This is a genomic window from Candidatus Seribacter sulfatis (assembly GCF_964187635.1).
GTDB lineage: Bacteria > Verrucomicrobiota > Verrucomicrobiia > Opitutales > Seribacteraceae > Seribacter > Seribacter sulfatis.
In genome coordinates this window covers 1-13,578 of the sequence record NZ_CAXLMO010000036.1, presented here as the reverse complement: position 1 = coordinate 13,578, position 13,578 = coordinate 1, and the positions used below count along the sequence as shown (strand labels likewise).

Annotated in this window: 11 protein-coding genes; all 11 read right to left on the bottom strand. The window is 45.5% G+C overall.

What is annotated here, in order from left to right; translation table 11 throughout:
• Positions 1 to 462 (bottom strand): sulfatase-like hydrolase/transferase (locus ACKPQ5_RS04055; protein ID WP_407677817.1); only part of this gene is annotated, 462 nt, incomplete at its 3' end.
• Positions 459 to 1,922: a sulfatase family protein gene (locus ACKPQ5_RS04050; RefSeq protein WP_407677816.1), complete on the bottom strand. Its 1,464-nt coding sequence runs from the start codon at positions 1,920 to 1,922 to the stop codon at positions 459 to 461. The genes ACKPQ5_RS04050 and ACKPQ5_RS04055, both read right to left, overlap by 4 nt.
• Before the next feature lie 11 nt (positions 1,923 to 1,933).
• On the bottom strand, positions 1,934 to 3,346 hold the full coding sequence (locus ACKPQ5_RS04045) for a sulfatase (protein WP_407677815.1): 1,413 nt from the start codon (positions 3,344 to 3,346) through the stop codon (positions 1,934 to 1,936).
• Between the two features lie 26 nt (positions 3,347 to 3,372).
• Positions 3,373 to 4,806: a sulfatase gene (locus tag ACKPQ5_RS04040; RefSeq protein WP_407677814.1), complete on the bottom strand. Its 1,434-nt coding sequence runs from the start codon at positions 4,804 to 4,806 to the stop codon at positions 3,373 to 3,375.
• Between the two features lie 100 nt (positions 4,807 to 4,906).
• Entirely contained in the window at positions 4,907 to 5,968 is a 1,062-nt protein-coding gene (locus ACKPQ5_RS04035) for an alkaline phosphatase D family protein (RefSeq protein ID WP_407677813.1), read from the bottom strand.
• A gap of 669 nt (positions 5,969 to 6,637) precedes the next feature.
• A complete protein-coding gene (locus tag ACKPQ5_RS04030) occupies positions 6,638 to 7,693 on the bottom strand; it encodes an SGNH/GDSL hydrolase family protein (RefSeq protein WP_407677812.1) in 1,056 nt (351 codons plus the stop codon).
• A gap of 480 nt (positions 7,694 to 8,173) precedes the next feature.
• Positions 8,174 to 8,917 carry a hypothetical protein gene (locus tag ACKPQ5_RS04025; RefSeq protein WP_407677811.1) on the bottom strand — a complete coding sequence of 248 codons (744 nt, stop codon included), beginning with the start codon at positions 8,915 to 8,917 and terminating at the stop codon, positions 8,174 to 8,176.
• Positions 8,918 to 9,009: 92 nt separating this feature from the next.
• The gene (locus tag ACKPQ5_RS04020) at positions 9,010 to 9,459 is read right to left on the bottom strand and encodes a heavy-metal-associated domain-containing protein (protein ID WP_407677810.1); all 450 of its coding nucleotides are present in this window, start codon (positions 9,457 to 9,459) and stop codon (positions 9,010 to 9,012) included.
• Positions 9,460 to 9,673: 214 nt separating this feature from the next.
• Positions 9,674 to 10,207 (bottom strand): hypothetical protein, encoded by a 534-nt coding sequence (locus tag ACKPQ5_RS04015; RefSeq protein ID WP_407677809.1) that lies wholly within the window; start codon positions 10,205 to 10,207, stop codon positions 9,674 to 9,676.
• Between the two features lie 90 nt (positions 10,208 to 10,297).
• Positions 10,298 to 12,322: a heparin lyase I family protein gene (locus tag ACKPQ5_RS04010; RefSeq protein WP_407677808.1), complete on the bottom strand. Its 2,025-nt coding sequence runs from the start codon at positions 12,320 to 12,322 to the stop codon at positions 10,298 to 10,300.
• Positions 12,307 to 13,578 (bottom strand): sulfatase family protein (locus ACKPQ5_RS04005; RefSeq protein ID WP_407677807.1); only part of this gene is annotated, 1,272 nt, incomplete at its 5' end. The genes ACKPQ5_RS04010 and ACKPQ5_RS04005, both read right to left, overlap by 16 nt.

Here is a 13,578-nt window from a genome sequence, read left to right as displayed (position 1 = left end):
ACCGTCGTGACGAACAGTGAAAAGTTTGTTGGCGGCCTCGTAACTGTTTCCATTCTTACAGGTGCGCATGGTGTCATAACCGGCACGATTAAAAACGGCCGGTAAACTATATTCTGCCAAATCAGGAGGCACTCTCTTGGGATCGGTCACATGAGGATTCATAATACGACCCGGTTTATCCGGAACATGCCAAACCGTACGGCCCGACATCACCATATGACGGGAAGGGGTACAGACTCCTCCCACCCAGGCTCCCATATGATAGGCACCATCCAGGACCATTCCCTGCTTGGCCAGACGATCAATATTGGGGGTATCGAGAATGGACCGCGGATTGTATATCTTAAGATCCAACGGGGACTGATCGTCCACGATGATGAAAAGAAAATTGGGCTTTTTTTCAGCGCTTACTCGAAGGATTAAAAAGATGCATAGAAGAATTGAATAAATTTTAATCATCATTTTGATTTTTTCGTTTTAGTTTTGGATGAATGATATTTTTCTAACACCTTTTTTTCATCTGCCTGTACGGAGGTCGCCCAATCCGTAAATTCCTGATTCATTCTTTCCACCACACCTGGAAATTTCTTGGCTACATTATTCTCTTCAAAAGGATCTTTCAAAAGATCGTAGAGTTCCCATGGATTTTTCTGTTCCTTTTTACTGGAAATGCGAATGATTTTATATTTCTTCTCAATCCAGGCATCCATCCCCCTGCAATGAAAACCGATCCCCTTTCGTTTTTTCATCTTTCCATCAATTAAGGGTAACAGATTGATGCCATCATATTCCCGATCATCCGGTAGAGGAATACCTGCTGCGGCGAGAGCGGTGGGAAAATAGTCACTGGTCACCGCGGGCAGGTCGGTGGAGAATGGCTTCTTGATCCGGGCGGGCCACTCGAGGATGCCCGGCATAAGAATACCTCCCTCATAAAGAAAGCGCTTCCAACCACGGTAGGCTCCTGTGGATCCAAGTGGCGTATAATTAAATTTTCCATTCTGAGCTTCAGCATAAATCACCTCCTTCTTTTCCTTCAGGTTGGGGCCGTTGTCACTGGTGAACCAGACCATGGTGTTGTCTGCTATGCCGAGCTCGCGGAGGGCCTTGCGCAAGGCTCCCACTTGGGTGTCCACCGCGGTGATATTGCTGTAGTAGATCTGCTCCTTGACCGAACAGTCCGCGTATTGCTTCATCAGTTCGGGGTTCTTGCCCAGAGGGGTATGCACATTGTGGAACCAAATCACGGCAAGGAAGGGTTTCTTTGCCTCGGCCTGCTCACGGATGAAAGGAATCGCCTTGTTCATCACGATGGCCGCGTCGTCACCACGCAGGGTAGGATCCTTTTGCCCCTCCTCGAACGGGATGTTACGCCCGTTGTGCCAATACAAACCCTCGATGCCGTGCTTGCCGATTTTGGCATAGGGGTCGTGGGTTACTAAAACATTGAAGGTTGAAAAACATTCTTCAAAACCTGCTTTCCATGGCGGCATCACATGGACCGGTCCTTTCGCCATTTTTTCATCGAAACCACCCAAGTGCCACTTGCCAAAGTGTCCGGTTGCATAGCCTTTTTCCTTTAAAGCCTCAGGTAAGGTAATTTCTTCCTGCGGTAAATGCTCCTCATCTGCCCGCGATGGATCATTGATGCTTACACGCCAATTGCAGCGACCTGTCATACATGAAGCTCGAGTTGGACTGCAAACGGACGCACCGGCATAGAAGCGATCGAAGCGAAGACCAGACCTTGCCATGTCGTCAAGATGTGGGGTCTTAATCTTGGGATGGCCATTGTATCCAACATCCCCCCAACCCTGATCATCCGTCATTAAAAAGATCATGCTTGGCGTATCAGCACTTACAACAAGATGAACAAATAAAAGACTAACAATGGTTGCATGTATTCTGAAAAGAGAATCCATGATTCGATTGTCTATTTATTTAGCTTTCCATTCGCTGCGGCATAAGCCTTATGCCCAGTGGATTTCCCGGGAAGAATGGGATGTTGTTTTTGCGGAATAAAGGATGCATGTTCCTGGATAACTTTTTTCATCTTAGGATTATCGATTAGATTGTTCCATTCATGAGGATCATCTCTCAGATTGTAGAGCTCACGGGAACCGTCAAAGTACTGGATAAAACGATAGTTGGTAGACCGTACCGAATAATTACCCAGCCCAAAACTTGTAATCGCGGGATGATTCCATTCTCGCTGAGGTTTTTTCATCAGAGGAACCAGGCTCTGTCCTTCCTGAGTTTCATCTTTTGGCAAACCGGCCAGTTCAAGCAAGGTGGGGAAAATATCCAAAAGTTCAGCAGGACGATTCGTCTTTTGGGCAGCCTTATGCCCTGGTGCTGCCACAACCACAGGCACCCGGGTTCCGTCCTCCCAGAGGGAACGCTTCGCCCAGCGTTCCTTTTCTCCGAGATGGAACCCATGATCAGAAAACAAGGCAATGATTGTGTTGTCTGCGTATTCACTTTTCTCGAGGGCATCGAGCACAAGCCCAAGGCAATGGTCAGCAAAAGTTACCGAAGCAAGATAGGATTGAACGGCATGCTCCCACTGCCCCGCCCCGGTCACCCATTCATGAGTTGGGGAAACATGCTCTAAATTCGTCAGATCAATCGCATACTGACTGAGGTCTTTAAGGTCATCACCAGGTACAGCGGGGAGTTTAATTTTATCTTTCGGGTGCATATCAAACCACTTCTTTGTGGCAAACATGGGAACATGCGGACGATAAAAACCAACGCCCATAAAAAAGGGTTTATCATGTTTCTGACTCAATTGATCGACTGCCCATTTGGCACATTTCATATCAGGCATCAAATTGTCATCATCCGGGAAAATCCCCCAGTCCCATAACGGATGTCCATGTGGTTGGGAAATCTTTTTCTTGGGGCGAGGCCCAAATCCACCAGTCGGCTTGTAACTCTGAAAAAAACGATGATCACGGGTATGATAGATTTTTCCTGCTGCCATGGTTTTATACCCATGATCAGCGAAAACTTCAGGCATAGTTTTTAGGTTTTTAAGAACCGGGGCTTCCTCAAGATCAGGACTTAAAAAATACACCCCACTAGTATGCGGGTAGCGCCCAGTCATCATACTTGCCCTTGAAGGATTACAAACAGGGGATTGGCAATGAGCATTATTAAACAGGGTTCCCATCTTGGCCACTCGGTCGATATTTGGAGTTTTAGCTTGGGGGTGTCCACCCATACAACCTACCCAGTCATTCAAGTCATCAATGGAGACAAGTAAAACATTTGGTTTGGATTTGGCAGCTAAGGCCAAGATTTGAAAGGCGACAAGAGAGAAGAGGAGATATGATTTTTTCATAATTTAAAATGTAAAGTGCTGGGTGTTCACTTCTTCTTTTTACCAAACCGTTCGACTGAGTAGCCTGCTTCGATTCGTTTAGACAGGAGCTGCTTCTTCAGCTTTTTCATAGAAGCAGAATAATTGGGATCATCGGCAAGGTTGGTAAACTCACCAGGATCCTTCTTTAAGTCATACAGTTCTTGTCCCTTGTCCCCATAACCCCAATGGGTGTAACGCCAATCGTGGGTGCGAATGGATTCGCCGCCACTGCGGCTGATGGTGAAAGCCATATCCTTCTTCCATGCCTTGGCGACCGGATCATCAAGAAGTGCCACCAGACTCTGGCCCTGAAGTACACTTGGGGGAGTCAGACCGGCAAGTTCAGCGAGCGTGGGATAGAGATCAACCAGTTCGGTAATCTTCTTGGTCTGGTTCCCGTGGGTATCCTTCATCCATGGAACCGAGAGAATGAAAGGCACACGGGTCGATTCTTCAAATAAATGCTGTTTTTGAAACTTGTGATGCTCACCAAGCAGGTAGCCATGATCGCTGCTAAAGACAATGATGGTATCCTTCATGTGCCCTAGCTGTTCAAGTGCACGAATGACTTTACCAACTTGAGCATCCATGTATGAAATGCTTGCGTAGTAAGCCTGCAATAACCCCTTGTGGAGTTCCGGAGTCACGCCATAACCGCCATTCGCTTTGTATCCCCGGATGATCTTGGGCACATCCTCAAGGTCATTCGCAGGAACCACCGGTGCCTTCATCGCCTTGCGGTCGTAAAGCTTAAAATATTTTTTAGGAGCTACCAGTGGGACATGCGGACGAACAAAGCCCACCGCAAGAAAGAAAGGTTTTTCATGATGCTTGTTTAGAAACTTGATCGCCGCTTCTGCTGCTAGTCCGTCGGCATGCACCAAGTCATCACCCTCCGCCTCGACTCCTTCAAAAGTCTGCGAACCCTTGTCTTTGGGAGACCAATGCGTGCTCACCCCCGGAGCGTGCTGTTCAGGTGCCTTGATATTGACGGCCTCATCCCAGGAGTGCGGGTCGTCTCGCGTGGCAGTACCGGCAATGATCTCAGGAGGAATGCCCATATGATAAATCTTACTGACTCGGCCAACCCGGTAACCATTTTTTCTAAACATTTGTGACATGGTGACCACATCCGGCATATTTCCTCGCAGGGTACCCGCATTGCCCAGAGTTCCATTCGTGTAAGGATATAGTCCCGACATCAACGAAGCACGCGATGCACCACAAACAGGGTATTGGCAATGCATATTCTCGAAGCGCATGCCCCGACTAGCCAGCTTGTCGAGTTCCGGTGTTTTGCATTGCGGATGCCCAAATCCACTCAATGCCGTATTGAGATCGTCTGACATCAGAAACAAAACATTTGGTTTTGATTTTTTTGCGGATGTCCAAAAGCATCCGGCACAAAGGAAAATAAGTAATTGAATTAAGTTTTTCATAATAAAAGCCCTAAAGGGATTTAATCAGTACCTGTTTGAATTTTCATCCTCAATGAAAATTCTTCATCTATGAATATATTTTATAGAACAGCAACCGTTCTTACTGAAAGCTTATCTCACTCAACGGAATAGAAAATTCCACGCGCTGATTACCCCGAATATCCCATACCTCAGCTAATACGAACGGATCCTCATGCTCAAAATTTACAGTCAATAATCCAAAATGGTTTTCCATAATGGGGCCCTCCATTCGATTCTTATTGGGAGTCGCAAACCTCCAGGTACTGGAAAGTCCACTCGAGGTGACATCATAAATCGGATAGCAATCAGGATGCTCAAATTTGGATACTTCAGCATAGTGAACATCTCCACTGATAAAAAGTAAATGGTTCGCTTTGGTTTTCTTGATTAATTGAATAAGGCGCTCCTGTTCATGTGGAAAATTAGTCCAGGATTCATATCCATTATATTCATGAGAAAATTGGGATCCTGACGCAATAATTCGCAAATCCGCCTTTTTCTTAAGCTCACCTTCGAGCCAGGACCATTGTTCTTCACCAAGAAATGCTTTGGATTCGTCCGTATGAGGGAGGTAATCGGGTCGGTAAAAAAAACGACCTGGGATCTTTTGCCCTTTCGGAAATCGCACCAAGTTATCCCTGAAGGTACGATTATCCAGAAGAATGATCTGTATGATTTTATTTCCTGCTTTCTTATAAACTGAATGATAAATCCCCTTGTGTGTATACCTCTCTGAATTTTTAGGTTCCTTAAAAAATTCCAAAAAGATTTCCTTGGATTCCGCTTTGTGCGGATAATGCTTACCGGCATCGTTTTGACCGTAATCATGATCATCCCAGGTCGCCAACACCTCGGTGTTTTGAATTAAGTGCTGATAAGATTCCTTAGTCCCTAATTGCTGGTATTTTTTATTGAGGATATCCATATCATGAGTATCACCGTAAATATTATCCCCTAAGAAAATAAATAAGTTGGGATTTTGTTTGATGACTTCATGAAATATGGGAAGTGGATGGGTTTGCTTACCACATGATCCAAAAGCAATTTTGAACTCAAAATCAGATGAATTTTTCTTATCTGCAAGAGTTATGTCCGCGATAAAAAAAGAAAGAAAGAGGTATAAAATAATGTGACTATTCATGAACTTCAGCCTGAACGAAAAAGCACTTTACATGCAACAAATATCTTACCGGCAATGCCTTGACCCGAACTGCGGTCAATTCATGCATACCGATCTCGATATCGATGCTGCCCGACACTACCAAAAGTTAACGTATTAGCCGTGTCACCACCAGCGACTGGTTAGGCTATTCGTGATTCTCGTCTTTAAACAAATCGGGGACAGGAAGTCTGGAAAGCTGTGATATAAGCATCAGAATTCCTAAGACTATGACTAAAATGGGAATCTCATGATCTACACTAATACGTCCTGTTTGCCTCAATACTGAGAAAACAGAGGCCACAATAAGAAATGGACCTGTCACGACTGATACCTTGTTGAAGCCTCCGACCGCTATACTAAGAATCCCGGCGGCGGCTAAACCGATAGACCAAACCCAATCTACACTTGGTATGATATTCAGCGTATTCAATAACCAAGCTAATCCTACTAATATTGTGAGTATGGGTGCTATTAATTTCTTGTTCATAATTTATTTCTATCTCTTTTCTGCCTAACGACCCAAGATCACCGAGGCGCGGGATGGAGCGGAGCGGAATCCTGTGACTTCGGTGCATCGCATTGTTATGCGCTCGTTTTCAGATTAGGCTACTAGACATCGTGACACATCATCCGGGAAAAAGCATTTTCCTACCAGTTGCGGCGTGACAACTCCTCCCGGAGCGCGTTGGCCAGCAACTTATTGCCGTCTTTGTTGAAGTGGACGCCGTCACTAAGTAGCGCCGTCAACTGTTGCCGATAGGTGTTGCTTACGTCGTGCACTGCAACACTATTCTTCTTCATGACCTGAGCGGCTGTCGCATTGTAGCGGAGTTCGTCGCTTTGCATGCGGCCAGGAACGTCTGAGGCGAGTGGCGTAATGCTACGCCACAGCACCTTAGCGCCCGTCCCTTTCAAGACCTCGACGATCTGCTGCAAATTGGCCGCGTACTCGGACAGCTCGACCCGATTTGGGTGCTCGTTGCCCTTCTTTCCGGACGCGTCTTGACGTGTCAGATCGTGGATCCCGCTGTTGAAGTAGATCAGGTCCCACTTTTTATCGCCCAGCCAACGCCGGATGCGCTGCACGGCTCCACGTGAATGGCCGGAATTCACGGGGATATAATGAATCGCGGCTTTGCCCGAGAACGTCTCTACCATTGCCGGGTAGGTATGCATCATCGTAGAATCGCCAACTAGCAACACCTGCGGCAGCGAAGGGTCCTTTCGACCTAGGTGCGCATACGTCTCATGCTTGGGCACACCCGCCAGATCCGAAATCGAAACGACGCCGCCATGCGTCTTGTTATAGACGATCAGCGATGCCTGCACCGCCCCATAGCGCCCCTTGCGAAGGGTATGGCCTGTCGGCGCAGCCACAGTGAAAGAAGCTCTCACGGTATGCCAACCTCCGTCAGCTGGCACGTCCGCACCAACGTCCCTGAGAATAAATTGCTTGCTCCCCTTTTTCGTCTTTTGCGAGGTCACCTGCAACATCACGCCCAAATGTCCGCCTTTGGGATGACTACCGCCCTCCTTCTTGAAGCGGAAGGACATGTCGTAGGTCTTCCCTTCCTCCAGCCCGTAGAAGTCTTCCATTCGGTGATGGTCGCGGATGGAGGTTTCGTCAAGAAACATCGAGCTAGTGTCCGCGACTGCCGTGAAGGCAAAACTCGCGATGACAATCATGCACCAATATCGAATCATTGTGGTCTCCGTCGGGTTTGGGACTTCGCTTGTCTTCGTGTAAGTGCGTTGCAGCCCGTTCGCCTAAACGTCGGGAGCAATTGGTAATTTCTGCAAAACTCGAGAAATTTGGTTGAGACGCTGACGTTCTTGCGTGCGGCGCGCAACTCAAGGGCGATACAAAGACCGCTTAAGCTGTGCCGGGTCAGATCGAGTTCTATCCGCATAACTTATATTATTAGTTACTTTTATCATGCATATTCTGTATCAAAGACTTCCTTTAATCTGCTTGCAAGTTGAATATATACAGATAACTAATTCTGTAAAATTAGGGTAATATTCGTATTAAAAGAGACACTTTACTTTCGATAAGCGGCGGCTTTAAGATTTATTTATATCAAATATTTTCCGGGATAAACATACAACTAAATCATGTATAAATTATTTGATATACCTAAGTTTGAATCGAAGTTCCTAAAATAAATAATACCGTACCAAAAGCTAAAACACCCATCCAATCCCGACTTTAAAATGGTTGCCGTTGCCATGGTCTAAAACTCCCTGATGGTCGATGAAGTCATGCTTCCATTCGATTCTCGAATGGATGGTATCATTATGGTTGAAATAAAATGCTGGCCCAGAAGAAAGGGTCTTAGATTCATCATCTTCAAAATGAAAATCCGTTTCCCAAAAAATTGAACCGTTGGAACTTTTAGTCTCGAAATTATAACCGACATCTAGCGAGGAATGTAATTCAGCCGGACGATTACCGTCAAAGATCCACCCAGCAGTCCCAATTCCAAAGTAGTAATTTGCGGTCTCAAACTCGTGACCAAACCCAAGTCCCACACCAAATTCCTTATAGTAAAAATCGTATTCATCTTTTTCGGCAAGAGGAATGCGTACCATGGGCTTAAAAGTGGATGAGCCACTCCTGCCATCCAAATTAAAATATTTCTTCAGGGGCAAAGCGAGGTTTAGGTCGCCCCATCCGCTGTCTTTTTGGATAATCTTTCCACCCAGACCGTCCGGCATTTCGCGTTCTGCATCCAACACATAGGGCAACTTGGCAGTTATACGAATTTCTTTTTTCCAGGTATACACTCCCTCTAGGTGCATTACATTGATCTCTTCAGAAAACCCAGGGTATAATTTATTGCTACCCATCAGTAAATCAGTCTTATTTATGTATTCATAATGGACTTGATATCCCCACCCACCTGACCAGCGGGGCATCATATTCATTATTGGGTCATCCGCCCTAACCTTTAAGTTAGAGATGAAGCATGCTAAAATGCTTCCCAATAAAAAAAAACTCTTAGGCAAGATAATTGTGTTTATTTGTGGGTATGATGAACCACTTCAATTGTGGCATCCCGCTTAAATTGAAGGGCATCCAAATGACTTTCATGTAATCTGTATTCTTCAACAGCGACATATCCGGCATCCTCTACTCGTTCAATCAAATCTTTGCTGTTCAATTTAGCACCGTCCTTGAGGGCAATTGATACTAGTTGAGTTTCCGGGTTCATATCAATACCATCTTTAAACCTTTTTTTATCCACACCTTTCATCTTCGAGAGATTTTTACGAACTCCGATGGCACAGGACGGACAAACCAAGCCTTTTACGTAGACAAGTGATATGTTAGATGAACTCAAAAGAGTTTTTTTCGCCGCGGCCAATCTTACTTCAGGACGAGCCTCCTCTTTGTCTTCATTCGCAATCATGAACTGTGAAGATATCAATAAAGTGGAAAGTAATAGTAAAATTGTTTGGAATTTCATACTCATCATACTAAATCAGGTATTATGGAAATACAACTCATTTGAACTAAATTTACTCATATTTCACTAGCGATGATAAAACTGAATTTTGTTTAATATAAAAGGCGTGATTTCGTTCTATCCGTATTGTACAAATTTTTCGTAAAGCAAAAGTTAAGCGCGGGAGGTTTTTGACCCAAATCGCAAACGACAAATACCTGCTCCTCAGCTTACTCTACAATTTTTGCCCATACAGTGAAGTACTTATTAAGTCGAAGCCATCTTCCACCTTGGTTAAGTCCTCAGTTGCTACCTGAAAAATAAGGAAAACTTTTCTCTCTGCAACATCTTGAGATTCGAAAATACGCTGATGTGGGATAGATTCCCCCAAAACGCTAATCTCAAAGTCTTCAATAATCCGTTCATCCCCTCCGTCCTTAAGAATATCCCTAAATCTGGAATGAGTCACCTCCCCTAGTGGCATTTCAGCAGATGCACTCGCAGAAAAACTCTTGGCGAAAGTCGCAAGATCATCCGCAACACCCCTTGGGTATGACTGTAAAATCACAAGTGCATCCCCTGGTGTCTCAACAAAAAGATTCTGAATTCCTGGCATTACGGAATCTTGGGTAATTTTCCAGTTTTTTGGATAATTGAAAGTTAGTTCGCCAGAGGTATGAGTCTTTGGGGATGAAATATCTGCTTCAGTCTCCCCACACCCAATGACCCAAAATAGACAAATTAAGAGCGGGAGTAGAAGCAGTCTCATTTGAGCAGAACTACAATTGTTGGTTATTTTTATCATCATGAAATCAAATGCATCTTCAATTTAATCGCCCGGCAAGAAGAATAAAAACGATTAAGGATTATCTTTTTCAAGGAAGAAACCAGTGGGTGCATCAAACCTCTTTCCATCCTCTTGCTTGTTTATGGTAACCTTTCCAATTGAAGTAAAACCTCGCTTTTTCCTTTCCTTGGTTATGGTAATGGTATCCCAGGGCCCTTTACTTTTATCCTTTTGCCAGAGTCTGCCCGTACCGTTAATGAGGTCAATCTCTTTGAGATTCAACTCAAGCTTATCATCATGTACAGTGACGACCATGTAATTCGGCTTGGTGGTACGACCGATTAAACCTCCGTGAGCTACTTGCTGGATTCCATCTTTTTGCGTGCAAGTCACGGCATGGACTTCTCCGCAAAGATAGAGATCAACGCCATATTGAACCATTGTCTTCCAAAAATCGGAATCTCTCCCCTTCACAGTCAACATACCGGATGAACTAAAAGTTCTCACCGGGCGAAGGATGGGGGTGTGCCCCATGACCACAATATGATCAACCTTCGGCCGGTATTTCCGAACCACGCGTTCAAACCATTCCAATTGTTTACCCGTAACCCCCGCTGCAATCTCCCCCTGTTTGCTCTGTCCCTCCTCAAACACATCGACCGAAACGAAGAGCACATTCTGATGAAGCCAATAAAAAGCGGTACCTTTCATATGGTCAGGTCCATTGGGAGGCATCTTGAGGTACCGACGAAAGGCATCCTTGTAAAAGGGAACCGCATCCGCAGCAGTTCCCCGCCATGGATTATCCCGGATCTCGTGATCACCCAAGGCTGCATATACTTTAAGCCCGTGCTCCTTAAACCGTTGTACCCAGCCCGGATAATACTTCTCCGCCCATTTATCAATGTCTTGTTTTTGCGTTCCCCAGTGCCCCATCACCAGATCACCCGCCACCATCGCAAAAGCAGGGTTTTCTTTCTTCATTGAACCCACAATAAACCCAAGAGCGTCTTCCCAACCTTTCTGGGGATACTCGATATCGAAATTAAGAAAATCGGGTATACTGACAAAACTCCAGGGCTTCAAGCCATCCCTTATGGCCTTTGGCTTTTCGCTCAAAGAATTTGCTTCACTATGTTCATCTTTTTTGAACGCAAGGCGTGAAGCGATCATCTCGTAGGTTGCATTTTCACCTCCGACAATTACTTTGCAAACATAAGTTTCTTTTTTGGAAATGCCCGGAATTTCAGCTTCGTAGCGTTTCTTGCGGGCATCCGAATTCAGGTTCCATTCAGGGTGATAAATACCGGTCTTCAAGTAAGGCGTATATTCCTTACCGATCGTACCATAGACATTGGCTCCCCTTTTATCCAAAACTTGCTCTCCCTCTTTCCAAATACGCAAGAGACCATCCTTCCCCGGTGACCAGTTGGCATGAATGATCCAAGCGACCCATTCCCCAAGCTCCAACGGTGTATCCAAATTATGGATCTTTCTTTCCGGATTCTTTTGTGGGGAACCAAAGTTCTGACCTACTTGCCAATTCGAATTGTTGATACGAATAGAGAGATTGGGATAGGTCGAACGCCAGTTACCTGGTATGGCGTGCCATTGAATGAGGATGTCAGACGCTTCATTGGGATCGACCTTCCAATTCTGGGGAACATAGGACAGGATGCCGTACCACCTTTCATTGAATCCCTTTTCACTGGGCAATGAAATCTCGGTCCGAAAGGAATTAGGTTTCCGAGGAACGAAGAATCGGACGGCCTGAATCCCGCCGACCATTCCCGGCGCATCCACTATCCTCAAGCGATCCGGATTTGCCTGAGCCAAGCCATAACGGTCATCCTCCGAAAGCTTCCATTTATTAAAACCCTGTCCACCGAAGTCACTTTCGAAAAGGATCGGTTGGTTGTAGTCGAACACTTGACGGGCAGAAAAGCGTCGCTCACTTGCTTCCTCATTCAAAGAAACTTCTTTGGACAACACTCCGGATATCAAAGTAAACAATAATAAAATGACTATCTTCCCAAGTCTCATATCTCCAAGCATCCTGACAATTTCATCTCCAAATAAAATTATTGTAAGTGCCAATCCACCCCGTCCGCCATAATACTTTGATTAATCTTCAATAACTTCGCTTTCAACTTTTTAAGTAACTCAGGATTATCAGAAGCAATATTTTGAGTTTGGCCCGGATCTTTGTTCAGGTCAAAAAGTTGAAAATCCTTATATCCTCCATTCTTCACCCTTGGTATCCAGGATTCCTGAAACATATTGGATTGAGAGATTTCATAATCCGGATTGGCCACCAAGGAGAAATCACCATCCCGCATCGCCACCATTGGACGGGACTTTTGCAAATGCCAGAACATTGGTTGATGACGTTGAAATCTATTGATTTCGCCCTTTAGCAAGGGCGATAAATCAGAACCATCAATCGCACGATCTTGGGGCACCTCCAAATGTAATAAGCCACACAGGGTCGGGAGTACATCAACCAACCCCGCTGGTTCTTTCACCGCCCTATTTTTCCTGATTACCTCCGGCCAGGAGAAAATACCGGGTACGCGAATTCCTCCATCCCAATTTGAACCCTTTCTTCCCCTCAAATTCCCGGTCCGGTCATCCCGGTAGCTCCCATTATCCGATGCATAAATAATCAGTGTATTTTCGCGGACGCCCATGGTCTTTAATTTTTCCACCACCCGACTGATCGCACGGTCGGTATTATCAATTGTACCGGAGTAAATGGCGGTCTTGTCTTTGAGTTCACCATAAGTGGAAACAATCTTATCAGGTGCCGCAATCGGAGCATGTGGTTCATGAAACCAAATATTCAAAAAGAAAGGAGCCTTGGGATGCCGGTGATTATCCAACCAATCAATCGCCTCATCCGCCACCAACTGACAGGAATACCCCTCCAACGGACCGACCGCCTCTCCATTCCGAATGAAATTATTCGGGTTCTTATGACTGGGCGAGGCATTATTCCAAGTGGTGAACCAGTAATCAAAGCCATGATGACTGGGGGTGGGTTTGGACCGGTTCTTGGTCGGTAATCCCAAATGCCATTTTCCAATATGGGCAGTGGAATACCCACGATCTTTCAAAATTTCTGCAATCGTACGCTCACGAAGAAGCAAGTGAGAATTTTGACCTTCATCCGAAATCCAACTGTACACACCTGTTCTGATGTGATGCCTACCCGTCAAAAGAGTGGCCCGGGAAGGGGAACAGACCGCACAACCGGAATAAAAATCAGTGAACCGGACCCCGTCCTTGGCCAACTGATCAATCGCCGGAGTTTGAACCGGACCACCATAGCAACCCACATCCTGATACCCTAA

Excerpts from the sequence above, each read along its gene's own strand:
- ACKPQ5_RS04050 (WP_407677816.1), bottom strand. The coding sequence starts at position 1,922 with ATGGATTCTCTTTTCAGAATACATGCAACCATTGTTAGTCTTTTATTT.
- ACKPQ5_RS04045 (WP_407677815.1), bottom strand. The coding sequence starts at position 3,346 with ATGAAAAAATCATATCTCCTCTTCTCTCTTGTCGCCTTTCAAATCTTG.
- ACKPQ5_RS04040 (WP_407677814.1), bottom strand. The coding sequence starts at position 4,806 with ATGAAAAACTTAATTCAATTACTTATTTTCCTTTGTGCCGGATGCTTT.
- ACKPQ5_RS04035 (WP_407677813.1), bottom strand. The coding sequence starts at position 5,968 with ATGAATAGTCACATTATTTTATACCTCTTTCTTTCTTTTTTTATCGCG.
- ACKPQ5_RS04030 (WP_407677812.1), bottom strand. The coding sequence starts at position 7,693 with ATGATTCGATATTGGTGCATGATTGTCATCGCGAGTTTTGCCTTCACG.
- ACKPQ5_RS04025 (WP_407677811.1), bottom strand. The coding sequence starts at position 8,917 with ATGAATATGATGCCCCGCTGGTCAGGTGGGTGGGGATATCAAGTCCAT.
- ACKPQ5_RS04020 (WP_407677810.1), bottom strand. The coding sequence starts at position 9,459 with ATGAAATTCCAAACAATTTTACTATTACTTTCCACTTTATTGATATCT.
- ACKPQ5_RS04015 (WP_407677809.1), bottom strand. The coding sequence starts at position 10,207 with ATGAGACTGCTTCTACTCCCGCTCTTAATTTGTCTATTTTGGGTCATT.